Origin of the sequence: Lactiplantibacillus sp. C232, from assembly GCF_023806725.1 — a bacterium.
Lineage (GTDB): Bacteria > Bacillota > Bacilli > Lactobacillales > Lactobacillaceae > Lactiplantibacillus > Lactiplantibacillus plantarum.
In genome coordinates this window covers 130,955-155,606 of sequence record NZ_JAMSKZ010000002.1, presented here as the reverse complement: position 1 = coordinate 155,606, position 24,652 = coordinate 130,955, and the positions used below count along the sequence as shown (strand labels likewise).

24 protein-coding genes are annotated in these 24,652 nt (G+C 45.0%); 7 read left to right on the top strand and 17 right to left on the bottom strand.

The features are described 5' to 3' along the window. Nucleotides 1-2: 2 nt before the first annotated feature. The 4 genes from MZO41_RS03015 to MZO41_RS03000 all read right to left on the bottom strand — a co-directional run bounded on the left by MZO41_RS03015 (nucleotide 3) and on the right by MZO41_RS03000 (nucleotide 3,634). Nucleotides 3-356: a DUF3658 domain-containing protein gene (locus tag MZO41_RS03015; RefSeq protein WP_227111281.1), complete on the bottom strand. Its 354-nt coding sequence runs from the start codon at nucleotides 354-356 to the stop codon at nucleotides 3-5. A 51-nt stretch (nucleotides 357-407) separates the two neighbouring features. After that, a complete protein-coding gene (locus MZO41_RS03010) occupies nucleotides 408-689 on the bottom strand; it encodes a DUF1835 domain-containing protein (RefSeq protein WP_022638069.1) in 282 nt (93 codons plus the stop codon). Nucleotides 690-706: 17 nt separating this feature from the next. Then, complete coding sequence (locus MZO41_RS03005; protein WP_013355092.1) at nucleotides 707-2,725, bottom strand: elongation factor G; 2,019 nt, start codon at nucleotides 2,723-2,725, stop codon at nucleotides 707-709. A gap of 261 nt (nucleotides 2,726-2,986) precedes the next feature. Then, on the bottom strand, nucleotides 2,987-3,634 hold the full coding sequence (locus MZO41_RS03000; protein ID WP_003643646.1) for an FMN-dependent NADH-azoreductase: 648 nt from the start codon (nucleotides 3,632-3,634) through the stop codon (nucleotides 2,987-2,989). Nucleotides 3,635-3,752: 118 nt separating this feature from the next. Here MZO41_RS03000 and MZO41_RS02995 point away from each other — a divergent pair, with 118 nt between their 5' ends. After that, on the top strand, nucleotides 3,753-4,688 hold the full coding sequence (locus MZO41_RS02995) for a helix-turn-helix transcriptional regulator (RefSeq protein WP_022638068.1): 936 nt from the start codon (nucleotides 3,753-3,755) through the stop codon (nucleotides 4,686-4,688). Nucleotides 4,689-4,760: 72 nt separating this feature from the next. On the opposite strand, the gene MZO41_RS02990 is transcribed toward MZO41_RS02995, so the two are convergent. Further along, nucleotides 4,761-5,429 (bottom strand): type 1 glutamine amidotransferase, encoded by a 669-nt coding sequence (locus MZO41_RS02990; protein WP_003643644.1) that lies wholly within the window; start codon nucleotides 5,427-5,429, stop codon nucleotides 4,761-4,763. A gap of 143 nt (nucleotides 5,430-5,572) precedes the next feature. On the opposite strand from MZO41_RS02990, the gene MZO41_RS02985 reads away from it, so the two are divergent. Together MZO41_RS02985 and MZO41_RS02980 are read left to right on the top strand one after the other, a co-directional pair. Continuing rightward, nucleotides 5,573-6,022, top strand: a complete 450-nt coding sequence (locus MZO41_RS02985) for an ASCH domain-containing protein (protein WP_003646159.1) — start codon at nucleotides 5,573-5,575, stop codon at nucleotides 6,020-6,022. A gap of 82 nt (nucleotides 6,023-6,104) precedes the next feature. After that, entirely contained in the window at nucleotides 6,105-7,541 is a 1,437-nt protein-coding gene (locus tag MZO41_RS02980) for a 4-hydroxyphenylacetate 3-hydroxylase N-terminal domain-containing protein (RefSeq protein WP_003641682.1), read from the top strand. A 72-nt stretch (nucleotides 7,542-7,613) separates the two neighbouring features. Here MZO41_RS02980 and MZO41_RS02975 read toward each other — a convergent pair whose 3' ends face one another. Then, the gene (locus tag MZO41_RS02975; RefSeq protein ID WP_003646161.1) at nucleotides 7,614-8,360 is read right to left on the bottom strand and encodes a tyrosine-protein phosphatase; all 747 of its coding nucleotides are present in this window, start codon (nucleotides 8,358-8,360) and stop codon (nucleotides 7,614-7,616) included. 148 nt (nucleotides 8,361-8,508) lie between these two features. Further along, nucleotides 8,509-9,852, bottom strand: coding sequence for a threonine/serine exporter family protein (locus MZO41_RS02970; RefSeq protein WP_003641680.1), 1,344 nt, complete (start codon nucleotides 9,850-9,852; stop codon nucleotides 8,509-8,511). Nucleotides 9,853-10,124: 272 nt separating this feature from the next. Here MZO41_RS02970 and MZO41_RS02965 point away from each other — a divergent pair, with 272 nt between their 5' ends. After that, on the top strand, nucleotides 10,125-11,141 hold the full coding sequence (locus MZO41_RS02965; protein WP_011100864.1) for a choloylglycine hydrolase family protein: 1,017 nt from the start codon (nucleotides 10,125-10,127) through the stop codon (nucleotides 11,139-11,141). An 85-nt stretch (nucleotides 11,142-11,226) separates the two neighbouring features. Here MZO41_RS02965 and pgmB read toward each other — a convergent pair whose 3' ends face one another. The 6 genes from pgmB to arsC form a co-directional block, all read right to left on the bottom strand. Next, nucleotides 11,227-11,898: a beta-phosphoglucomutase gene (pgmB, locus tag MZO41_RS02960; protein WP_013355089.1), complete on the bottom strand. Its 672-nt coding sequence runs from the start codon at nucleotides 11,896-11,898 to the stop codon at nucleotides 11,227-11,229. A gap of 329 nt (nucleotides 11,899-12,227) precedes the next feature. After that, entirely contained in the window at nucleotides 12,228-13,751 is a 1,524-nt protein-coding gene (locus MZO41_RS02955; protein ID WP_252129641.1) for a PucR family transcriptional regulator, read from the bottom strand. A gap of 169 nt (nucleotides 13,752-13,920) precedes the next feature. After that, complete coding sequence (locus MZO41_RS02950) at nucleotides 13,921-14,574, bottom strand: nitroreductase family protein (RefSeq protein ID WP_003641675.1); 654 nt, start codon at nucleotides 14,572-14,574, stop codon at nucleotides 13,921-13,923. A gap of 27 nt (nucleotides 14,575-14,601) precedes the next feature. Beyond that, nucleotides 14,602-15,447: an acetoacetate decarboxylase family protein gene (locus MZO41_RS02945; protein WP_012778317.1), complete on the bottom strand. Its 846-nt coding sequence runs from the start codon at nucleotides 15,445-15,447 to the stop codon at nucleotides 14,602-14,604. Nucleotides 15,448-15,478: 31 nt separating this feature from the next. Then, a complete protein-coding gene (locus MZO41_RS02940) occupies nucleotides 15,479-16,339 on the bottom strand; it encodes an SDR family NAD(P)-dependent oxidoreductase (protein ID WP_013355087.1) in 861 nt (286 codons plus the stop codon). A 321-nt stretch (nucleotides 16,340-16,660) separates the two neighbouring features. Further along, nucleotides 16,661-17,086 (bottom strand): arsenate reductase (thioredoxin), encoded by a 426-nt coding sequence (gene arsC / locus MZO41_RS02935; protein ID WP_058906739.1) that lies wholly within the window; start codon nucleotides 17,084-17,086, stop codon nucleotides 16,661-16,663. Between the two features lie 334 nt (nucleotides 17,087-17,420). Here arsC and MZO41_RS02930 point away from each other — a divergent pair, with 334 nt between their 5' ends. Beyond that, nucleotides 17,421-17,846, top strand: coding sequence for an NADPH-dependent FMN reductase family protein (locus tag MZO41_RS02930; RefSeq protein ID WP_013355085.1), 426 nt, complete (start codon nucleotides 17,421-17,423; stop codon nucleotides 17,844-17,846). A 69-nt stretch (nucleotides 17,847-17,915) separates the two neighbouring features. On the opposite strand, the gene MZO41_RS02925 is transcribed toward MZO41_RS02930, so the two are convergent. The 3 genes from MZO41_RS02925 to MZO41_RS02915 all read right to left on the bottom strand — a co-directional run bounded on the left by MZO41_RS02925 (nucleotide 17,916) and on the right by MZO41_RS02915 (nucleotide 20,328). Further along, nucleotides 17,916-18,332, bottom strand: a complete 417-nt coding sequence (locus MZO41_RS02925; RefSeq protein ID WP_252129640.1) for a LysR substrate-binding domain-containing protein — start codon at nucleotides 18,330-18,332, stop codon at nucleotides 17,916-17,918. Continuing rightward, nucleotides 18,333-18,803 carry a LysR family transcriptional regulator gene (locus tag MZO41_RS02920; protein ID WP_225868868.1) on the bottom strand — a complete coding sequence of 157 codons (471 nt, stop codon included), beginning with the start codon at nucleotides 18,801-18,803 and terminating at the stop codon, nucleotides 18,333-18,335. 109 nt (nucleotides 18,804-18,912) lie between these two features. After that, nucleotides 18,913-20,328 carry a DASS family sodium-coupled anion symporter gene (locus MZO41_RS02915; protein WP_013355084.1) on the bottom strand — a complete coding sequence of 472 codons (1,416 nt, stop codon included), beginning with the start codon at nucleotides 20,326-20,328 and terminating at the stop codon, nucleotides 18,913-18,915. A gap of 465 nt (nucleotides 20,329-20,793) precedes the next feature. Between MZO41_RS02915 and MZO41_RS02910 the strand changes: the two genes are divergently transcribed. Both MZO41_RS02910 and MZO41_RS02905 read left to right on the top strand, forming a co-directional pair. Beyond that, nucleotides 20,794-23,163, top strand: a complete 2,370-nt coding sequence (locus MZO41_RS02910; RefSeq protein ID WP_058906737.1) for an FAD-binding protein — start codon at nucleotides 20,794-20,796, stop codon at nucleotides 23,161-23,163. A gap of 347 nt (nucleotides 23,164-23,510) precedes the next feature. Then, nucleotides 23,511-24,158 carry a FusB/FusC family EF-G-binding protein gene (locus MZO41_RS02905; RefSeq protein ID WP_022638536.1) on the top strand — a complete coding sequence of 216 codons (648 nt, stop codon included), beginning with the start codon at nucleotides 23,511-23,513 and terminating at the stop codon, nucleotides 24,156-24,158. Nucleotides 24,159-24,224: 66 nt separating this feature from the next. On the opposite strand, the gene MZO41_RS02900 is transcribed toward MZO41_RS02905, so the two are convergent. After that, entirely contained in the window at nucleotides 24,225-24,593 is a 369-nt protein-coding gene (locus tag MZO41_RS02900) for a 6-carboxytetrahydropterin synthase (RefSeq protein ID WP_003641666.1), read from the bottom strand. Nucleotides 24,594-24,652: the final 59 nt, after the last annotated feature.

Below are 24,652 nucleotides of genomic sequence, written 5' to 3'. Positions count from 1 at the left end.
AATCATCCTCTCGTTGACAAGATATGTTGGAGCCGGGCACGATACCACCAGTCTGGCAAGCCCAGTGAGTAGCGCATCAGCATCTCACCAATAATTTGCACAATTGGGCGTCCCGGTTGTATTTGGCGTTCTAACAAGCTGTCATAAAAGTCCGCTGGGGCACTGACTAAGTGCCCGTTAAGATTGACCCGTAACGGCGCATTTTCTACCACGAGCGCTTGCCATTCATAACTATGAGCACGCTGTTCGTCCTCAGAAACGTCTTGTGCCAACTGTAAGTAATGCGCAATATCCGCTGGCAATACTTCCGATAAATCCGACAAAGTCTGTAAAGCTAGACCTGGCCGAGTTATCACTTGACTTAGCGGTACCATCACCTGTCTCAATTGCGCGTCTGTGTCTGCTAACTACTGACACAACCAGTCGTATCCTAACCAATCATCGGGCATGGTAGACCACCATACTCGTAGCACGCCCCCCTGCTCAACTTGAGACTTTAATGTTACCAACGCTTGCTTGACAACCGTGGCATCGGTACTGTGTGACATGATAGCAAGCTGTGCTGGATCATCAGTTGTCAATCGAGTTAAATCACCGACTTGTAGCGACAATGGCAAACTCAATACTGGCTGGTGCAACTCATGTTGCAAGGTTACCGCAAACATCGAATTAAACGTCACATCCATCATCTGAATTTCCTCAATTTCTATTTTGATGGCGCCTTAAAATGTGCCAATTCCGTATTCGAATAAACGTACGGGACGTGCGCCATCTCTGGCACTTGATTCCAAGCCACCGGATAACCCGCACCATGTGCGCAAAAGACCGAGTCCGGTGTATTTTCTAAATCTGCTGTGGGGACATATTTGGCCTTATCGACAACAGCCATCTCGTTATGACACGGCCGATAGCCATCCACGATACATTCCAATTGCCCCTGCCCATGCGTGTAAGCTCGAACCGTCTGTGAATAGTCCTGCATCGCTGCTACTGGCGCCGTTCCCGTAATTGTCGTCAGGTCAGTCCCGTCCGTGGCTACGCTTGTATTAGCGACTGGTGCGTCAAACTGACCATTCATCCGCTGAATATCAGTCATCGCCCGGCCAACTTGTTCCTGACCAACTTCTAGACGGAACCGATACCACGGTTCCAACAACTGACAATCACCACGTTGTTTTAACATCATCAAGCCTTGACGCAACGCGCGCCACGTCGCTTCACGAAAGTCACCACCAACCGAATGAACATTGCTAGCCCGACCACTAACCAGTGTTACCTTAACATCCGTTAGTGGTGCGCCAATCAGGACACCCACTTGTGTTTTGGCTTGTAGGTTTGACACGACTTGGTGTTGCCAATTTCGGCCAAGCACTTCCAATGAACAATCGGTCGTAAATTGAAGCCCACTTCCCCGCGGTGCGGGCGTCAGCAACAAATGTACTTCCGCATAGTGTCGTAACGGTTCAAAATGCCCAACGCCTTCAACAGCTTGGGTAATCGTCTCTTGATACAAGATACTCCCCGTTCCAAACTTTACAGTCAGTTGAAAACGATCCTGCAAGATTTGTTGCAAAACTTCCAGTTGAATCGTTCCCATGACCTGTACTCGCAATTCCTGAAGTGGTTCTGACCAAGTCACGTGTAATTGTGGATCCTCATCTTCAAGTTGACGCAAGGCTGCTAAGCAGGTGTGTAACTCCTCACGCTGAGGATCAAGTGCGTAAGTCAGTACGGGCTGCATGACGGGTTGTAGACTAGTTGCTGCCTGTCCCAATCCTTGCCCCGGCCGCGTTCCCGTTAGACCGGTAATGGCACCAACGGATCCTGCCGTCAGCGCGGACGTGGTCGCATACTTAGTCCCGTTGTAAACCCGTAACTGATTGACTTTTTGGTCATCATACACGATATCTTTAGGTCGTAAGGTGCCACCGGTCATCCGAATCCAAGTAAGCCGTTCACCTTGATCATCGTGCGTAATCTTGAACACCCGCGCGCCAAATTCAGGACGCGTTAATTGTGGCGTCGTCCAATAATCAAGACCAGCCATTAGCGCATCAACCCCGTCCAGCTTAAGTGCCGCGCCAAAATAACACGGAAAAACTTCCCGCCGTTGAATCATCTGCCGAATCGTGGCATCGCTTAACGTCCCTGTTTCTAAGTAATCCGTTAACACTTCGTCATTTTGCATCGCAATATCTTCAACTGCCGCAGTCGGTATGACTGGCCGATCTTCCAACGTGTCCCCGGCTCCCGGCGTGTTAAACGCCACACAACCAGGCGATAATGTCTGTTGAATTTGTTGTATCAATTGGTCGCTATCCGTCCCCGGCGCATCCATCTTATTTACAAACAGAATGGTAGGAACGTCATAACGGGCTAATAATCGCCATAACGTCCGCGTGTACCCCTGCACACCATCAGTCGCTGAAACGACTAAAATTGCGACGTCCAAAACTGACAGTACTTGTTCAGTCTGGGTCGCAAAATCGACGTGGCCCGGGGTATCCAAGAGTGTTAAATTAATGTCTTTATATTGTAAATTAGCTTGGTGTGAAAAAATCGTAATACCACGCTGTTTTTCAAGCACATCCGTATCTAAAAAAGCATCGCCATTATCGACGCGCCCTAATTGCCGTAGCGCGCCAGACCGGTATAGTAATGCTTCTGACAGCGTCGTTTTACCGGCATCGACGTGGGCAATAATTCCCGCTACAATCCGTTTCATATTGGGCTCCCTTCACGATTAGTGAATCACTGCTTCCAGTATACCGGTTCTCAGCACTGAACGGCTAGTAAAGGTCTGCCACTAACGTTAAATATGCATGAATTTTGGCGTGTTTTAGTCCAATGTTAATCACCAAAATCAGGCTAGTTACTTTCCATAGTTGCGATCACTTTAAAGTAGTGGTGACCCATTTCCCGTGCAGTATCGCAAAAAAGGTATCCGTAGCCTACAACTACCGATACCTTAAAATCATTTTCAGACTTAATCATAAAAACGCTCAAAAGCTGCCTTCAGGTCCATTTTGGCTTGCTTTAATGCCTGTGATACCGCCACCCCGTTCGTTTGCAGTCCTTGTGCACGGACGATCTCAAACCGGTCAAACCCCATAATTTCAGTAAACATCTTGTCAAGATACAGCCGAGAAAATTCCATGGGTGTATAACGGTCATTACGAGTATAGATTGACCCACTGGCCTGCAGTAACATGACACGATAATTATCGGTCATCAAACCCACTGATCCATTTTCGGTATAACGAAAAGTCTCCCTGGCAACTAAGATATTATCGATATAGTCCTTTAACCGTGCCGGCACGTTGAAATTATGCAACGGCATCGCAATCACAATCCGATGATGAGCTTTAAACTGTTGTAGGAGTTGCTGATTGATTGCAAACAGGCGTTGTTCCTCAATCGATAAATTTACATGTTGCGCTTGCTTTTCCCAGATTCCCAGCAATTCAGGTACCGTTGCTTGGGGAATCACCGTATCATACAAATTGAGCACATCCACAGTATCATTAGGAAAGCGGGTCTGAAAAAGTTGCAAAAAGGTTTGTTCTAGTTGAACTGAGTAGTGCGCCGCATTACGAAAATCGGGATGTGCATTAATAATCAAAGTCTTAGTCATTTAAATATCTCCTTAATTAATAAATATATTTATTGGTTGTTTTTGACAACAGTTATATACTACAGTCGAAAGGTGCCAATCTATGTCACCATTAAAATCATTTTTAGGAGTTATTTATATGAACCGCTCTGAACGTCTTAATCAAGAATTGATCTTTCTCAGTTACCGACAAGAATTCCACATCAAAGAACTCATGCAAGAATTCAATATCTCCAAACGGACCGCCTTGCGCGACGTTAACTCGTTAGAACAACTTGGTTTGTCCTTTTACGTTGAACCGGGACGTTACGGTGGCTACCAACTCATGCAACAACAACTATGGGTACCCATCTTATTAAACAGCCAGGAAATTAATGCGCTCTTTTTTGCGCTCAAAGCACTCAGTTTATTGTCGGCGACCCCCTTTGAAAAGTCCTACCATACAATTTACAAAAAACTCATGGCAACACTATCTTTAAGCAACCAGCGCCAGGTCGCCAAATTGCAACGTGTGGTTAACTACTACTCAATTCCTAACTTGGATGCCCCAACCCATTTAAGTGATTTATTAACGGCTATCCTTGATGAAAATGTTGTCCAGTTAACGATGACTACTGTGACAGCTAGGTTTCAGATTTTTGATTTATTATATCGGCATGGCATTTGGTTTTTCAGTGGCGTCAATCTCGATAACAATGCTTGGGGCATCTATCGCTGTGACACGATCAAAGCATTTCAAACCAGTGAGCAACCAGCACGGTATACTTGGAAACAGCTCGCGCAACGGCAACGGTCCTACGATCACCATCATCACAATATACGTTATAAATGTGCACTAACACCTCTAGGCCGTGAACATGTACAAAAGAATAATTATCCTAATATGCACTTAACACATCAGAACGACCAAGATTATCTCATTGGTGGTTATAATCAAGATGAATTAGCCTATATGGTCGACTATTTACTGGGACTTGGCCGTAACGTTAGAATTATTTATCCGGAAGCGTTAAAAACTGCCTATCTGCAAGAACTGCAGCAAATTCAAGGCTTCTATCAACGTTTGGTTTTCTGAACAAAAATGTCGGTAGCCCCGTCAAGGACTACCGACATTTTTACTAACCTGCTTATTCTCTTCTTAACTGCTTTATTCAGCCGTAATATAATTCAAAATTGCATTCAGAACTTGTTGATTCTCTCGTGGTACCGGCGTTTGTAAAATTTCTGCTGCTGTTCGGTTTAGGACCGACCCCGCAATATACCGATAATCATTGACGACCATCTCACGAACATTGTCCGCAGCCGGCTCAAAGTGAAATTGTAACCCCACTACCCGATGCTTCCATACGAAGCCTTGATTGGTCACACGATCACTAGAGAACAACAGCGTTGCTTCGGCTGGAACGGTGAACATCTCCTCGTGCCAATGCAAGACCGACAGTTTTGCTGGAATCCCCGGAATCACGGGACTCTGTCGGTAAATCGGTGCCCAACCTACTTCCTTAGCTGGCGCCTTAGTGACTGGGTATCCTAAGGTCTTCGCAATTTGTTGCGCGCCGTAACACGCACCAAACATTGGGATATCGCGGTCCAATAATTGTTGAATCAAGTCTCGTTCCTGCTTGATCCATGGCAGCGTATCGTTGGGACTCATCGGTCCGCCGAGGATAACAAGCATCTCCGTCTCATCCGCCGTTGGGAGAACACCGAATTGATACGGGTGATAGACATACATGGTATGACCATGGGCATGCGCCCAATCAGCAATCATTCCAGGGCCCTCATTGGGGGTATGTTGCAACACATTAATTCGCATAATTAGTCCTTTCCACAACGGCAATGTTTGGTCTGGGTATCGCCTGCAATTACCCAAGATAGAGTCATTATACCACGCTAATTACTTGAGCCATGGGCGCTTATGTTAAACTTAAAACCGATCATAATTTAGAGGTGATAATAATGGACGTCCAATCTTTTTTCGAACAAGCTAAAACGACGCTCAAATTGACACAAAGTACCCCATTACAAAGTGCTTATCAGTTTGGCAGCGATCCTGATAAACTTGCACAGCTCGTACTAACTGGCACAAAAACGGCTACCACCAGCGCTTATGACCTATACGAAACTGATGAACCACTGCCAAAAGTGGGCGCTTATGACGTCATCTTAGATGCTCATAATCAGCCTGTCTGTGTGACCCGGACCGATCAAGTCATGATTACGCCTTACTTGGACATCGATGCAACCCACGCTTACTTAGAAGGTGAAGGCGATCGTACTTATGCCTATTGGCGCCGTGTTCATGATGCCTTCTTCAAGCAGGAGTACCAAAGCGAGCATCAGCGCTTTGATCCCCATACTGCACAAATGGTTCTGGAACGCTTCCACGTCGTTTATCCCGTTCACTAAAAATAGCGTTCCAATCGGCACTGGTGAATTCGCTTCCATTAGTGGTATATTGGAATAGAACTTTCATTAGGGGGAACGACACATGCATACTATCGAACAACTCAATGACGGGCGCGCGGTCTATCTAAATGGTCACCGCGTCAATGTCGCCGATGTGCCCATTTTTCGTAAAACTTTAGCACTCAATAATCAGTACTATGACCTGCAACACAACCATCCCGAAGTACATACTTATCAGGAAAATGGTCACCGCTACGATATTGCTTTCAAAGTGCCACGCACCGTCGCTGATTTACAACAAAAGCACCGTGCTTATCAAGAAATTGCGCAAAGTAACAGCGGCATGTTAGGCCGCACACCGGATTTTCTTAATACTGGGATGGCTGTCTTAGCAGAACGCGCTGCCTTCCTCGGGCAAAATCAATATACTGATTTTGCAGCTAATGCCCGCAATTACGCTAAGGAGGTCAAAGCTAACGATATCTTCATTAGCCATGCGCTTCAAAACCCACAACTCAACCGTCAAAAAGCCATCAATGCCATTCCGTCTGGATACGCGGGTGTTCATACCATTGAACGTAATCAAGATGGAATCTTCGTTTCTGGTGCCAAAATGGTCAATACGATGGCCCCAATTGCTGATGACCTCCTGATTTTTAATCCGCCGGAACTGTTGTTAGAAAACGGCGATAGTAGTTATGCTGTCGCCTTTGCTACGCCACTCAATAATCCGGGCGTCAAGATCATTTGTCGCAAATTATTAGATCATCCCACCGCTTCCATTACGGATTACCCACTCAGCAACGCCCTTGATGAGATTGACGCCTACATTGTCTTTGATCACGCCTTTATTCCGTGGTCAAAAGTATTTGTTGAAAATAATGTTGAAATGAGTAATCGTTTCTTCATCGATTCAGGCATGTTTAGCCACACTTCCCATCAAGATGAGGTTCGAGGTATTACTAAGCTTGAGTTAGCAACCAGTTTAGCGCTTCGGATTGCTCATATCTTAGGATTAGATGGTTTCTTAGGTGTCCAAGAAAAACTCGGTCGGTTAACCGCTAATCTGGAACTCATCAAGGGTACCATCACCCGTTCAGAAGACAACGGTCATCTGGACGAATTCGGTATCTATACGCCCAGTCTCCAAGCTTTGCAAGCGGTTCGCTCGACCCTTCCCGAGTACTATGACGAGGCCTTGCGCGTGACTCAACACTTAGCGGCCGGTTCCATGGTTGGCGTGCCAAGTTTTGCGGAATTTGACGGCGATAATGCGACAATCCTCAACCAGGCACTCACGACGGACCGAGCCACCGCTAAAACCCGCACGCGCTTGTTGAACTTAGCCTTCGATTTAACAAGTTCTGGCTTTGGTCAGCGCCAATTGATGTACGAATACTATCATGGTGGTGATCCAATGCGTATTCGTGCCCAACATTATCAACGCGCCGATTTACAGGCTGGCAATCAGATGATTGACCGACTATTGTCAGCGGACAACGCAAACACCCATGAATAAGTAATCACACCAATACCCAGGTTAGTCCTTAAGTGAGTATTGGTGTGATTTTTTGCGCCTTTATATTATTGACTATTTAGTCAAATATAATTCGCGTAACTGTTGACATTCCGCTGAGGTCAGCCCTAGACCCGTCTGCAAGTAATTTGAAAATGTGTCGTACCGGGCTTTGATGACTTCAAAGTAATGGCTCAGGTAATCAGCGTCTACTAATAATGCCTGGTTCACGGCCCGTTGTTGCTCATCAGATAATTGCGACGCCATCGTCGCCAAGATTTGTTGATTAGCAGCCGCACGTGCTTGATTTGTGAGCAGATAGTCAGCCATGATTTGCTCGTCACTAATACCCAAAATTTTTAGAAATAAGGCGGCCCCGACGCCGGTGCGATCCTTACCGGCAAAACAATGGAACAGTAGTGGCTGATCTGGAACCAGTAGTAGCTGTATAAATTGACAATAACTTTGACGGGCAGTAGGATCTAACGCTAGCTGTTCATATAACTGAACCATGCGGTCATGGACCGCCCCCGTACTACTAATCATCGATTGTAAACTTGCGTCGTTCGTCATGACTTGTGCTAGCACATCCAGCACGTGATACTGGACGTGTGGCCATGTCGCATCTGGAAATTGATGACGCTCATCAGCACTACGCATGTCCACGATTCGCGTAATGCCAAGCGTGGTTGCTAGATACTGCGTCTGTGCCGGTGTTAATTGATCCAATTGTCCTGACCGGTAAATTAAACCATCTTTGATTACTTGCTGATTTTTATTGCGATAACCACCTAGTGACCGTAAATTAGTAATCCCTTCCATGACCAAGCCCCCTGCTAGATTGATAACTTAATTGTAAACTGTCACCGTTAAATTTTCAGTCAAAGGCCATTTAAAAAGTCATTTAGTCACCAGACCTAACTGATCTGGTGACTAAATGACTTTTTAACCGCTAACTTGATAGACTCAATTAATCAAAGTGTCGCCATTCGTGATCCAACAACGCACGCGCTACAAATAGCCCGAGCGGTAAAAACATGATGATTAACACGGCCTTCGTCAGCCATAGTGAACCGACACCAATTTGATTATTGCCAATACTATAAATTGCACGATAAATATATAATCCCGGAACCATAATTACGATTGAAGGTACCGTCAATGAAATCCGGGGATAGCCGTTATAACGATTAACCACCGATGCGATCAAGCCGGCAACGAGCGCCCCACAAAAGGCGGCCGCGGCCGGTGGCATTGCTGTCAAGTCAACTAGTTCAAGGCGCAATGTATTCGCAATGGCCCCAATAAATCCCGCGGTAATGGCCATTTTTTGCGAGCTATTAAACATTATTGAGAACCCGTAAACACCGCAAAAACTAGCTGGTAATCGTAATAAAAGTACCGCTAACGGTGAAAGTCCTAGCGGTAAGAAATCAGCTGGCTTGAAGCTCACCAGTGTCGCGACTAGCCAGCCGACGAGAGTTGCAATCAGGGTAACCATAATCGCGTAAGCTAAGCGCTCCAGTCCTGAGCGCATATCCAACTTAGAGATATCCAACATACTCGTAATGAACGGAAAACCCGGAATCACGAATAACATGGCACCAATATACCCCGCCTCATGCTGGGCAAGAATTTGGAAATTATATTCAAAAATCTTAAAACTAACCATATAAGCCAAACACGCTACCGCAACGCTGACCGCAATCCCGGCAACCGTCGTCATCGACCGTTTACCCATCAGCGCCCGAACATAGTTACCAAGACCCGCGCCCAAAAAGGAACAAATCATCTCGGGAATACCCCCACCAAGTAAGAAGATAAATCCACTACAGGCTAAGCCAGCTGCCAACCCAAGAACCAGTGGCGAATACTGTTTAGGACGCGTCTGAACTTCATCAATTGCTGCATGCACTTGTGCCACCGTTAACCGTGCATATTTCGCATCAAAGTCTTTGACAAACTGTTCAAGAATATTTAGTTTATCCGTATTTACACCAGTATTTGGTATCGATAATACTTGCGTATAACTACGTTCATGATGAAAACACGTGTACTGAATCGAAATCAACCCGATATCTGCCGAGCACGTTAAATTCAGGCTGCGAGCAATCTTATTCATCGCATCACGAACCCGCCACGCTCCCGTCCCACACGACAACATTAAAATACCAACTCGACCAACAATTGATGTTCGCTCTTGTAAGCTAGCATGCTTAGCGGGAACATCTTCATTACGGATAAAGTCCTTCCATGGAATTGTCATATGATGTCGTTGTGATAGCGGCATCACCGACTTACGCTCTTTATTCATTTCTTCCTCCATCTTAGATCGTCCATTATGTTAGTAGCTTTCCCCCTTATTTTAGGCTACTAACATCATTTATGATAGCGATTTTGTCATTTTAAAAGCATAATGTTTCACGTGAAACATTAGCCTCATGATGAGTTTCCCAGCTTGTTAATTGAACTACCCCCTCAAAAGTAAACTTGATTACCATTCGTTAATTTAAACGTCACAATTTTCGCCGCTATCCGCAATCATATGATAAGTTACCGGTATCATCTAATAAAGGAGCGATTTGTATGTGCACTAGTCTAACTTATACAAATAGTCATGGAGGCCACTTCTTAGCTCGTACAATGGATTTTAACGTTGACTTTGAGACCCGTATTATGTTCATGCCTCGACATTACCGCGTGACGGGTGACCTTGGTGATTTCACCACGACTTATGGCTTTATTGGCGCGGGTCGCCAACTGAACCATGAAATTTTCACGGACGGCGTTAACGAATGTGGTGTCAGCATCGCAGCACTCTACTTTCCGAATCATGCAATTTACCAGCCTCACAGTAACCAAGACAAAATCGATCTCGCACCCCACGATTTCGTCGCCTGGGTACTCGGAAAAATCACCAGTGTTGCTGACCTACGTGAGCGCGTCAAAGACGTTCAATTAATTAGTAGCACGGCAGAATTAATTAACGAAATTCCACCACTTCACTTTATCATCAGTGACCAAACCGGTGAAACCGCCGTCTTGGAACCAACTAGCGGCGAGCTTCGCCTGCTTAATAACCCAGTCGGCGTCCTGACCAATTCACCAAACCTCAAATGGCAGCTACAAAACTTAAGTAAGTATGGCACCCTGACTAACACCGAGCGACCACTAAATAAATTCATTAACTACCAACCTGGTTCACAGGGACCTGGTACGGGCGCATTAGGTCTACCTGGTGACTATACTTCGATGTCTCGCTTTGCACGGACCGTCTTCTTGAAACACTATGCGCAAGTGCCAGCGACAACAACAGATACAGTCAACTTACTTCAACACATCTTGAATGCTGTGACTATTCCCAAGGGCGCCAAAGTAGCCGCCAACGGCCAAGCAACCTATACTGAGTACCGTAGCTACATGGATTTGAATCATCAAACGTACGCACTAGAACTGTACGAAAATCCGGGAGTGATTCAGCAAGTTAACTTAACGGATCATTTATTAGAAAAACAGACCGTTCCGTTAGAATACGTCCTTAGTCGCACCCCACACGTCCAGTTACTAACTCCCGATGTTGCCACCTTGCCAGCGGCCCATTAAGACTTTCAGAAAAGCAGTAACTCAAAAAAGCTTGCATCACAAATCTAGTTGACTTTGTGACGTAAGCTTTTCGTATTATTTAAACTTAGGCTAACGCGGCTTTTAGATTAGCTAAGGTTAATTCGCTCGTTGAAGTGAAGTTAACATCCGCACCCGTCAAAATGGCAGGATCACCAATCCCAATAGACGTTTCACTAGCACCATTAATTGACTGAATACCGACCTTAGCATCTTCAACGCCCGCACATTCTTCAGGCTTCAAGCCAAGCACTTCCGCGCCACGTGCGAAGATCTCTGGATCTGGCTTACCGTGTTTCAAGGTTGCGGGATCCACCCGGGCTTCAAAGTAATGCGCCAAGCCTAACTGTTCCAGAACCAATGGTGAATTCTTAGAAGCTGAGGCCAAGGATAAACGATACCCATGCTTGGCGAGATCGGCTAAGAAGTCTTCGATACCAGGTAAAATTGCAGTTTTATCCATTCCCTTCAACAGGTTCAGATAATTAGTATTTTTCTTGGCTGCGTAAGCCACTTTTTCAGCTTCCGTATAGTCGTTTTCCTTACCACCCGTTTTTAAGATTAAGTTCAACGAGTCCATTCGACTAACACCCTTTAAATTATCGGCAAGTTCTTCACTCCAGGCAACGCCCAACTCGTCAGCTAATTGATGCCAAGCTTGTGAGTGATAAACGGACGTATCCGCAATCACGCCATCTAAATCAAATACAAACCCTTTAATATCTGCAAATTTACTCATTAATGGTTCCTCCTCGTTAATTACCAGCACAATTGATTGCTGGGTACCGGACAACTGCGCAATCATCAATAGATGCGCCAAGAGTGACGGCTACCCGTCTTGTTTTGAAGCACACCGTTAATGTTCACTTAACATTATAAAACGCTTTCAGTTTCAATGCAACCGGTTGCATAACAATTTTAATGACGACTGTTGCTAATCACATGCCTGCCCGCCGATCAAATCGCAATGGCGGCCCCATTATTGCCGTCCATCCTGAATTTACGGATTTACTAATAATGACTGATCCAACCATTTTTCCACAAACGGTTGCACGCTTTTATGCCCACTTAATCTTGGGTCGGAATTGGAATATCCGGTCGATACTGGTACTGATGCTGGGTTAAAAATTGCCGTAATTTAAAACTAGCAGCCAATTTAAAGCACGTTTCCGCATCCCGTAAATCGCATCCGGTCAGTGTTGTGATATGGTGCAGTCGATTACGCAGTGTATTTGGATGAACGTATAATTGCTTAGCCGTGCGGGTCAAATTGCAAGTCGCCCGTAAGTAGACATCTAATGTTGGTACCAGTTCTGTATGGTTTTGCTGATCATAGGCTAACAACAAACGTAGGGCTGGATTAATAAAGAACGGTAAGATCTCAAGGTGATTAACTCGTGCCAACGCAAGATTATAGAATTGGTCTTCACAAAAAATCACCCGACCACGGCCAGTCTTCAGTTGCGCCGTTCGTTCACAAACTGTATACGCGGCAAAGGTATCTTCCGGATTAACGTAGTGCTGAGACACGATCAAGCGGCAATCCGCTTGCTTCGTAATTTGCTGCAACGTTAGTTTAAATTGATTCTGATTATATGCGACCAGACTAATTGGGATCAGTGCCACACATTGTTGCTGATAAGTCGAAACCAACACTTGTTTGAATCGTGGCATCATCAAGTACTGTAGTCGCTGCTGTAAAATCATCGGTGCTTGATCAGCTAGTGGTTCGCAGCGGATTAACACCATGGCTGTCGGTAATTGCACGTGTTGTTCAGCAAACGTTCCCCCTTGATGTTCCGTCAATAATAAGTTTAATAACCGGTCCCGTTGCGATTCAGCTGTTGGCATAATCTGATTTTTAACTAACGAGCCAGCGATAACCTGACCAATCGAATTGATCAGTAGTGCTTGTCGATCATTCAGTGGTTTATTGAGTGCTGGCATCACCAAATAACCGATCGGCTCGGTGCCATTTGCTAACGGCGTAATTAGCATGGGCCCCGCCGACAACTGATCTTCCGCCACATAGACTTGCGTTAAAAAATCCGGCGTATCCGGTGCAAATCCGTGGTCTAACAGCCAGCGTCCGACTCGATTCGTCTCAACTGCAGCGTGAATACTAGTCCCATTGAGTTGCGTCGTATGCGACCGTGTCAGAATCTCCCCGTTCAGATCAATAATCGCCAGCGGATTCTCTAATAAGTGTACTGCTTGGGCCAGTGTGGTATCAAAATCCGCCGTGATTGCTTGGATAGCGAGCTGATTGATGGCTGCTTGAATTTGAACATCGTGTTGTAAGCACTGACCAAGCGTCATTAATAATTTCAATAACTGATTTTGTGCCGCAATGATCGTAGTCAGACCGGTTCCCAGATTTACTAGTCCGACCGACTGACGATGGCCGTGCCAACTATAAGCAAGTTGAACTAGCTGACCCGAGTCGGGGGACAAATATAACCGGTGGCTTGCTAACGCTTCCGTCGGATCAACAAATTGGACGTGAGTAACTTCGGGATTATGTGTAAATGTTGGATCGACAGTCACCTCAAACGTTGTGGCTAACTGCCGCAATAACGGCTTTAATTGCATACTCAAGTAACCTCCTTATTCACGCTTGTCGCCTTCATCATAAATAATGTAAGCGTTTTTGTAAAGAGGCCTACTGATAACCCACCACCCCCCCTCGAAAGGTCCTCAGCTTTCTTAGGCCCGTATTCGGACAAAAAAGAGCGGGAATCCCGCTCTTTTCATAAACCTATTAGGCTAAGAAATCAGTCTGTGTTTTGGCATCGTACCGAGTCGTATGGAGCGGTTCTTGCGCTGCTTTCCCGATTGCGATTCCCATTACTGGCACGTATCGTTTAGGATCAAGACCCAGCGTCGGAATCATCTTTTCAAAGTCAATTCCGGAGAACGCATTGGCATCATACCCATGAGCTCGTGCCACTAGCAACAACTGCATCCCGACAACGGAACAATCAATCGTCGCATCGAATTTCAAGAAGTCTGGTGTGGCATTTTCATATAATGGTAAGAAGGTTCCCAGAATTTGATCCAAGCGTTCCTTCGTAATATTCCCATCCTCATAAACTTTGTTCCAGACATCGCGATAAACATAATGCGACTGGGTATCACCGGCAATAAAGACGATGGCCGATGCACTGTCAACCTGTGGGTAATTGAATTTCATCACGGCTTGTTTGAACTTAGCCTTTGCCTCGGGGGTATCCACGACGACAAAGTGCCATGACTGTAAATTACATGCCGATGGCGCGGTGGCGGCTTCCGCAATCATCTTTTGTAACTCATCACGTCCAATTTTAACGTTCGGGTCAAACTGCCGAACTGAATGGCGGTTAAACATCACGTCTGCTAAATCATTGTTCACCAAATTTTTTACTGCTTCTGACATCAGCTATTCCTCGCTTTCGTAATCCGCCTAAATAATGTAAGTCGCTGCCTTGGGATTGAAGAAACTCCGGTCATACCGACCCGTTAAGAGCTTTGGCATTGTTGTCGCAGCATCAACTTCGTCCAACTTCAGTGTGTTGAACATAACTGACGTGTCGAAGTGGAACCAAGCGGCACCGAGTGGCTTCAAGACCTTCAATTCGCCAAATGGATCATCATCGGTTGACTCCAACTGAATACTTAGGTTCCCAGGTTCAACTTGATCAGCTAAGGACCGTAATTGAGTCGCAACTAATTGGACGTTACTGAAATGGTTCGTCCCATCTTCATGTTGATCAATGTCATATTTGTAGAAGAAACTATTCATTTCGGCTTCCTTACCTAACGCGAGCTGCCCCGCAAATTGTTTCATAATTGACGGATCATTCAGTTCACCGGCCGTCCACGAAACGTTCAGTAATGTCTTGCCATGGCGTTCGACCGTGGCTGTCGCACTGTTGTCATTCCGGCGCAATTCGATGGCATCCGCTAATTTCTTAGGAATCCCAGCACCTTCCCGACCTGCAATCACACCACTCTCCGCCCCGGGACCGTGGAGTAAGAGGTTAATCGGGTAAGCGCCCATCATTTTATCCTTGTAGCTAACTAACGCAAATAGGCTTTCTTCAAGGTATGGGGCACTAAAAGTCGGTTTTCCCATATGAACGACATAACCGCAAACCACCGGTGCCATTAATTTTAATGGTGCTGGAATTAAAGCCTTAAGCACCGCTTCGTCAGTGGCATAAGCAAACCCAATACCTTCCTGGTCATTCATGCTTGGTGCTGTCAAAAAGTTCTTAACATCCTGATCACTTGCAATAAAACTTGCCATGGTAAAACACTCCTTTGTTTGCGTGACTAGCTTACATGATACCGTCCATGATGTGCACGTCTGGTGCACCATCCGTCACGATCCGTTTAACTCGGTCTTCAATCAGTGGATTATATTCTGGATGGGTCAAAATGTAGAAACGGTTATCCTCTAAGGCTTTAAAGACGGTATCGGCAATCGTATCAATTGGTTTCCCGTTGGTAATGACATACTTCGCAAATTGTTGTCCCTTTAAGTACGCTTCACTTTGATAATACGGGTCCGTTGGGTCGCTGTATTGCACTGGCCGGTGATTTTCAGTGTGATAGAGATCCGTCTGAACAAAGCCAGGGCACATCACGTGCATGTCGATATCAATATTAGCCCGTTGTAAGTCATAGACGGTCGCTTCAGTCATCCCAACAGAAGCGAACTTGCTAGCATGATAAGAAGGCATTCCGGGCGTATCAACTAAGCCGGCAATCGAAGCCACGTTAAGAATATCCGCATGGGTCTTCTGTTGAATCATAATTGGGATAACGCGCTTCATCGCATAAACTTGACTCATTAAGTTGATATGCATGATCCATTCCCAATCACGAGTCGGCAATTCCCAAATCCGACCAGGTAGCGCGATCCCGGCATTATTAATCAGTAGGTCGATCCGCCCAAACTTTTCCATGGCCTGCTCAACCGCATCGTCGACACTAGCTTCCTTTGTAACGTCAGCGGTAACCATCAACACCTCGGCACCCTTGTCGAGAATATGTTGGTACGTTTTCTTCAAAGCTGGTTCGTCGATATCAACAATCGTGAGCTTCATACCCCGATCCGCGGCGCCTTCAGCAATAACCTGACCAAATCCGTGGGCCGCACCCGTGATAAACATAACTTTATCTTTAAAATCTTTCATGATGTTTTGCGTCCTCCTCGATGAAATTGTGATTTTATTAACTTATCAGTAAACATTAACCTGATGACCGGTCATTTGTCTTGACTACGCTTTCATATTAACCCACTAAATTTATTTGAGTAATGGATAAAAGTACTAGTCTTACGACGATTAAACTGTAGCTTTTATACATGTGTGTTAGTTCACAATTATAACTAAAGTGTGGTTCCAACTTTAATTAGCTAATAAAAACGCACGTCAGCCCTTCTTAGCTTACATGCGCATCATTATAATTGGATTTATTTTCTTAATACTGCAACCGTTCATTGTCATTGTGCACGGCTACGTTGCCGAAACATTCAAGGTCCGTGCCAGATCAATCACTCGTGCTTTGATCTGATCTCGGACCTGTCGAAATACTAGCAATTGGTCATTAACGCTGCCAGTCGTGCGAGCCGGATCAGGCAATGGCCAGTGTAGCCTGGTCACCGTTGCCGGAGTGACGGGGCAGCGATCCCGTGCATCACCACACAACGTCACCACGACTGCACACTGATTAAGATAGGTCAGGTCGATTAATTTAGAAACATGGTCACTGATATCAATACCCACCTCGCTCATTACTTGAACAGCTAGTGGGTTCAGGCCATGTGTCTCCACCCCAGCACTAGCAACTTGCCAGTTTGGTCCCAATAATTGCTGTGCAAAGCCTTCTGCCATCTGACTGCGACAGGCATTGCCCGTACATAAAAAATATATTTTTGGCATTTCGCCGTCCTCCTAAATTACTGACGATAACGACACTAATCGCGTATCATCACCAATATTATGCCCGCAAGAATCCCGCTTGCTCCGCTAATAACCATTAAGATACAACATCGTCATGCGCGTAACCGCGATAGATTGCTGTGACTATTCCAGCAATCGAATAAGCTAGCCTTAACCCTCAAGCATGCGCTCACTATATTTTTGTAATCGATTTCAAAACGATTTATACTAGAGTTGATATTACAATATTATTCTAAACTTATAACCAGTCCCCTGAGCAGTTACTCATCGCGAGAACGGTCTTATTTCAACTAATTTATCGGAGGTCTTTTCCATGACAGTAGCAATTCGTTATCAAACTCGCAATGGCAATACACAAGCATTTGCCGAACAAATCGCTAGCGTGGCAGGTGTTCCAGCACAATCCATCGATACACCTGTCGAACAAGCTGACACACTCTTTTTTGGCGGCGGTACTTATTTTATGAAACCCGACAAAACCGCATCTGCTTTTATGAAGAACCTTGATCCGACTAAGATCAAACAAATCGCCCTATTCACAACTTCTGGCGGACCAGAAATGGTTTCAGACAAAGCCCTGACAAAGATTGCCACCGAAAAGGGCATTCCCGTCATCGGCCACTTCCACCAAGTCATGGGTGGCAAAGGAATGAAAATCATCGGCAGTGCTGGCGGCAAGCTCAAAGATGAGCAGATTGAACTCGTTAAGGAATTCGCTCAAAAAATGTTAGCTCGATAATGATTTGACGGCGCTCGCGTTGACTGAAAAAGTCAATGCGAGCGCTATTTTTGGATTAGTGCTGAAGACCTAATTAGCCCGTCTAATTTGACGTAGGACGTCAATGCACCGCTGCTGATTAGCGTTAGGCAAAAAGGACTTCCGCACCGCCAGTTGCATGTAACAGTGTAATTGCTCTTGGGCAGCTAGTGGAATCCCTATAACCTGATCACTTAGCACTACGGAATCCGCAATGACCACCCCAACACCAACGTTTTGAGCAACTAGACCTTCGACTAACGCGTTGGTAGCTGCCTCGTAGACGATTTTAGGCTGTATGTGGCCGCGCTGACAATATTGTTCTAACGCTAACCGTGGTAATGCGTGTTTAGGACGAGCGATGATAGGCACTCCTTGTAAGTCAGTTGCTCGAATCGTTTTTAAGTGACTTAATGGACTATTGACATTGGCCAAGACCTGCATCTGATGTTCCTCTAAGAGGCTCACTCATAAATCTGTGGCGCGTTCTGGGACCAAAGTTGAAAAAACCGCTGCGTCTAACTTGCCTTGCCGCAAATCAACTAACAATTGTTCTGAATCAGCAACGGTCGTTGTGACCTGGTCTAATAAATCAACTGAGATAAATTTTTTTATCACCCGGGGAAGCCATATACCACCTGCAACATTGGAAAATCCGAGCCGAACTTGCTGCTCATTAGCGTGATGAACTTCCAGTGCCATCTGCGCAACGTCTTTTAAGAGTTGCTTAGACTTAATATACAAGGTCCGCCCCGCTGCCGTCGCTACTAGTTGGGCCCGATGGTTGGCCTGCGTTAGTAATACTGCTTGGTATTCTTCTTCCAATCGTCGTAAAGCTGCAGAAATAGCCGGTTGTGTGACGTGAAACTTGGTCGCCGTGGCCGTGTAATTTCCCGTCTCAACTAATGAACAGAAGTACTTTAAATCGCGTTCATTCACGTCAACGCCCCCATTCAATCTATTTAATACCTAATTTTAACACGAAAGATGCGGCAAATCGTGGTCAGGAGCAATCACGACTTACCGCATCTATATTGCTCAGTTAGTCTTACCAAAAGCCTAATAACTTGGTCCACAGCAAGCCCCCACCTAACCAGATGACGTTAAAAATAACCCCAATAATTGCACTCAATCGCCACCACTCCGCACTAGTCACATAGCCTGTACTTGACAATAATGCCGCGGGCCCGGCCGAGTACGGCGTCGTTGACAAGTTGATTGAACCAGCAAATGCCAATAGTAACGCCGCTAAAACATGGGGAACACCGGCACCAATGGCGATGGATAAAAAGCCAGCATATAACGCCGAAATCTGTGTTGAAACACTCGGAAACATGTAATGTAAGTAAAAATAAGCTAAAAACAGGATAATGAGCACGCTAATCCAGTTCATACCATTCAGTAAATGACCTAACGTTTTGGAAAACCATGGGAAAAAGCCTAGTGTCATTAGCTTCTTAGACATCATCATGATGATCGATAACCAGACTAAAATATTCCAAGCAAAATGTTCATTGAGCAAATCGTTAGTCGTTAACACGCCCGTAATCAGCAAAATAACAACTGCGATAAAACTTACTTCGGTCGCATCGATGCCAATTTTAGTCCCGATCAACCATAAAACAATCGCTAAAATAAAGGTAATTGACATAATTTTTTCACTAGCTGTCATTTTTCCAAGTGCGGCCAAACGCGTCGTTGCCCAGCGGTGCGCGCCTGGCGTTTGTTTCACCTCAGGGGGATAGACTTTATATAGTACCCATGGAATAATTAGTAGCGATAAAATACCTGGGACACAAGCAGCCGTAAACCATTGCATCCAAGTTACCGTGATTCCCTGCATCTTAGCTAAACCAATAGCCACCATGTTGCCAGCTAAACCGGTCAAAAACAAGCCTGATGTAATATTATTAACTTCATATTCATTAAAAACTAGAAATGAGCCTAATTTTCGCTGTGTGCCCTGTTTCGGATCAGATCCCATTTCACGAGAAAGGTTATCAATAATGGGATACATAATCCCGTTGACCCGCGCATTATTGCTAGGAATACCAATCGCCAATACGGCATCAACAAAGGATAAGGCGTATGCTAAGCTCAGCGTGCGCTTGCCAAATAAACTGACAAACAGATAGGCGATCCGCTTGCCAAGTCCTGATTTAATAAAACCAGCAGCCATGAACATGCACATGGCAACCATCCACGCCGTCGAATTACCAAAACCAGTAGCGACTTCGTCCATCGTAAAAACACCCGTTAACGTCGCGACAACAATCCCAATCAGCGTGACGGCCATCATCGGTAATGGCTTGGTAATACAAGCAATAATCGTTGCCACAAAAATTGCAAATAAGTGCCACGCCATAATACTAATTGCTACTGGTCGTAGTGGCGTAACTAGCCATAACCCAATTCCAAAAATTAGCGGTAACAGAAAGCCCTTCCATTTTATTTCACTCAACATCTGCACTTCCTCCTAATCTTCATATAATTGTTAAGATTTTCACATATCTTGCCATTAACGGTTGTTTGCCGTTTTTCAATATCACCATAACTTAATTTATAAGTCTGTCAATTTAAATTTAGTTGTAGTTGCTTGAGGTGTCGCAATAAAACCCGTTATATACAGCCTACAGGGACCTGTTTGCGATTAAAAATACCTGAAACTATCATAGCGACTAGTGCCTTTTATCGGACACTTTTATAAATAGAATTTATAAAAAGCTAAAATAAAGTTTGCCACTTGCTTAATTCTCACTAAAGTTTCGACAACCCGTCAAATTAATCACAGCTTGTTATCCTTGTCACAATAGCATTCTGTTGGCTTCGTTAAAATTAACGGTTGTTTTTTCTAGGTAACTATTTATATTGAAAGCGTAAACAATCCGTGTACTTATCCAACTAAAAAACTAATAAAGGAATGTTAATTATGAAATATATTGCCTTGATTGGTACGGCGGCACAACAGTCTTACAACCGTGAATTATTACAATTTATGAAGCATCATTTTAGTCAACGGGCTACCATTGACGTTAATGAAATTACAGGGATTCCCCTTTTTAATGAACCAACTCAAAATCATATCCCGGCGACCGTTCAAGCCTTAAATGATAAAATTAGCCAGGCCGATGGGGTGATCATCGGGGTACCCGAATACGATCATGCCATTCCGGCCGCACTCAAGAACGTTATTGAATGGCTTTCTTACCAGCTCCACCCCTTTGCTAATAAACCGGTCATGTTAGTTGGTACTTCCCTTGGCGTACAGGGGACGTGCCGTGCTCAAGGTGACTTACGCAATATTCTCAATGCGCCCGGAGTTGATGCTCAGGTACTCCCTGGCAATGAATACATGTTAAGCTACGCTGCTAAAGCCTTTGATCAGAATGGTCAAATGACCGATGCCCCTTCTATCAAGTTCTTGGAACGGTGCTTCGATAACTTTGAAAAATACGTTAAGGCACTCAACGGCACGCCCGCGCTCAATGTGAACTGGCACGGTAACTACGACGTTATCGTTTTAGGCTTTGGTGGTGCCGGTGCTTCAGCGGCTCGTTTTGCTGCTGATAATGGTGCCCACGTACTAGTAGTTGATGCGGCACCATTTGGCCGTGAAGGTGGCAACACCCGCTACTCCGCCCAACACGTCGTTACGGGTGAAAGCTTAGATAAACTAACCGCTTATTATCAAGCACTGGGCGCGCCATTCAGTACCCCTACTAAGACACTCAACGCCTATTTAAGCGGTATGAGTAAAATTCCAGCATATTTTGAAAAATATCTGGGGATTAAAGCCGTTAGTTGGAAACATGATATTAAACCCGGTGATGCCGTTGCCATCAAGAAAACCATGGCGGAATACCCAGAACTAGCCGGAAGTGATACGATTGACTTTGCCCTCGTTCACAAACGTGATAAAGACGCTGCATTATGGAAACTACTCCGGCAAAAAGTCCTTGAACGAGCTGACAATATTGACGTTTGGTTGGACTCACGGGCACAACATTTGATCCAAGATCCTAATACTAAAGTGATCCAAGGGGTCCAAATCAAACGGGGCGAACGACTGCTTAATATCCATGCCAATAATGGCGTCGTTTTAGCTATGGGTGGTTTTGAAAACAATCCTGAGTTAAAGCAAACCTACTTGCACAGTGATAATCTGACACCACTTGGGACGCTCTATAACCGCGGTGATGGTATCAAAATGGCTCAAGAAGTTGATGCCAAAATGTGGCACATGACCAATTATGAATCTCACGGTATCTTACCTGGAATCACCTTCAAAGAAGACGCCAATGAACGGGGCCGTCAAATTGAACACTGGCCTTTATTAAAGAACGGTAGTATTTTCGTTATCGCTGATGATGGGACACGCTACTTCCAAGAAGACGCTAAGCACCGTCACGGACACGTTTACACACATGGCTCTTGGCTAATCCCAATGAATAATCAGCACCCCTACTTAATTTTTGATCAAACCCAGTACGATGCCTTCAAACAAAAAGAAAGTCAGGATGGTCAGTTACCGTATCCGAAATTCATGACCAAACTCGTTTCCGCGCCAACGATTGCACAATTGGCCGCCAAATTGGGAGTTCCTGCTAATAATCTACAACAGACGGTAACTGACTTTAATCACTACACAGAAGTGGGACGTGATTTTGAATTTGGTCGTGATCCGCAAACGATGCGTCAACTGGACGATGGCCCTTACTATGCCATTGCTGCGGCCAATGACGTCCTCAACACGCAAGGGGGGCCACAACGCAATGAAAATGCCCAAATTCTCAACGTCAATGACGAACCTATTCCACACTTGTTCGGCGCTGGTGAATTAGGCGGTATCGTTGCAAACTGCTATCAAGGTGGTGGTAATTTAGCCGAATGTTTGATCTTTGGTAAGTTAGCCGGTGAAAACGCTGCTCGTCCAAAGGTAGATAGTGAATCTGTCACCGCCAACGAAGCCAACGGAATTAATGACCTTGTTGATGGCGAAACAGCATCTAATGTTAAACTGGCCGCTGATCAATATCTCGGCAGTTCCAATGCCGGGCTAGGTGGCAAAGTTATTGTGCGTGTGACTTACAACGACCATAAAATTCAAGCAGTCGATGTTATTCAACACCATGAAAGTGAAGATGTTGGTTTAACCGCTATCGATCAAATTCCACAAGAAATTGTGGCAGCCAACTCCACTAGCGTTGACGCCGTTTCAGGTGCCTCTGCATCTAGCCGAGCTATTAAAGAAGCGGTCCAAAATGCGCTGAAACAAGTCAAAGATTCAGTCACGAATTAAGCACAATTCAAAGCGAATATGTATTTGAGAACATCACGTAACTCACGAGTTGCGTGATGTTTTAGTGTCCCGTGGCGAAAGTTTCACGTGAAACATTTTAGGACTTACGGTATTTGATTTCCAAATATAAGTTATGCAAGGTGCCTATCAAAACAGACACCATCTATTGCCAAAATCAACAACATCCGTTATACTGTTTATCGCTGTGGCTATAATCGGCCACAAATAAGGAGATGATTAATGATGATGGCATCATTATCTGTACGCAAAAGTGCTGCTCGTTAGCGACACTTTTCGACAGAACCTTTCAGAGAAGTGTCTGGTTTGAATCTGAAAGGAATTATATTATGCAACCGACAATTACCACCTATCAATACAGTTATATTACTCAGCAAGTCAATCAGTTAATTAGCGCCGAGCTCGCCGTAAACGATCTTCAAATTAGAGCCGTCGTACGGGCACAAGCTATCGAGCGGATTACACCACTGCTTCCTAGTGACGATCCAATCACCGCTAATTTCTTGTCCCATTTGCAAACGGACCGGCTAACCCGTGCCAAGGCCCCTCAACTACTAGAAACGCTAATTCCGCTAATTATTCCGTTTCCATCCTTGACGACAAAGCAACTAAGCAAGTTGTTTCGCAAGGTCAAAAAGTTGAAGCAGCCTGTATGGTCACAATTAGCATTACACGAATTGACTTACCTAGGTTGGAATGATGGTGGTAACCAGAAAAAGTATTTAGTAATCCCGGATCATGATCGTCTCATTGGTATCCAGGGAGATCTAGCACCACAAACAGTCAAGGGCGTCTGTGCCATTTGCCAAACAATTGGCAACGTCGCACTCTTTATGTCGACAACCAAGTCATCTGGTCTCGGACCTTACACGCGTAACGGCAATTACATTTGTCGTGACAGTAATCAGTGTAATCGACAATTGACCGACCCGCAGGCTTTAGCTGACTTTTTAGCAGTTGTCCGTCCAAAACAATAATTAAATAAAAATCAGGGCCACCAAGAACAGCTGCAACTGTCGTTCTTGGTGGCCCCTTCATTAATCTTATTCGGTGACACTAATACAATAAGCGCGTGTTGGCGAATCACTAACTTCAATTCGCAACAGTTGCGCCCCGTTGTCTCGCAATGTCTTATCAATCTTGGTAAACAAATACTCCGTGACATTTTCCACAGTTGGATTAACGGTTTTAAATTCAGGTAAGTCGTTCAAAAATTTACCTGACAATTCATCCAACGCTTGATGCAAATTTTTTTCAATATCATAAAAAGCAACCATCGCATCAACCGTGTGCAATTCACAAACAATTTCCCACGTGTGCGTGTGCTTTTTTCCGGAGCCAGTTGCCCACCGCACCGCATGGCTAGCGTTGACATAGGACTTAATTTTGTACGTTCGTTGTTTAGTCGTCATTGCCCAGCCTCCCCTATCAGGTTCAAGTTACCCTCCATCTTAGATGAAACGGTGTCAGT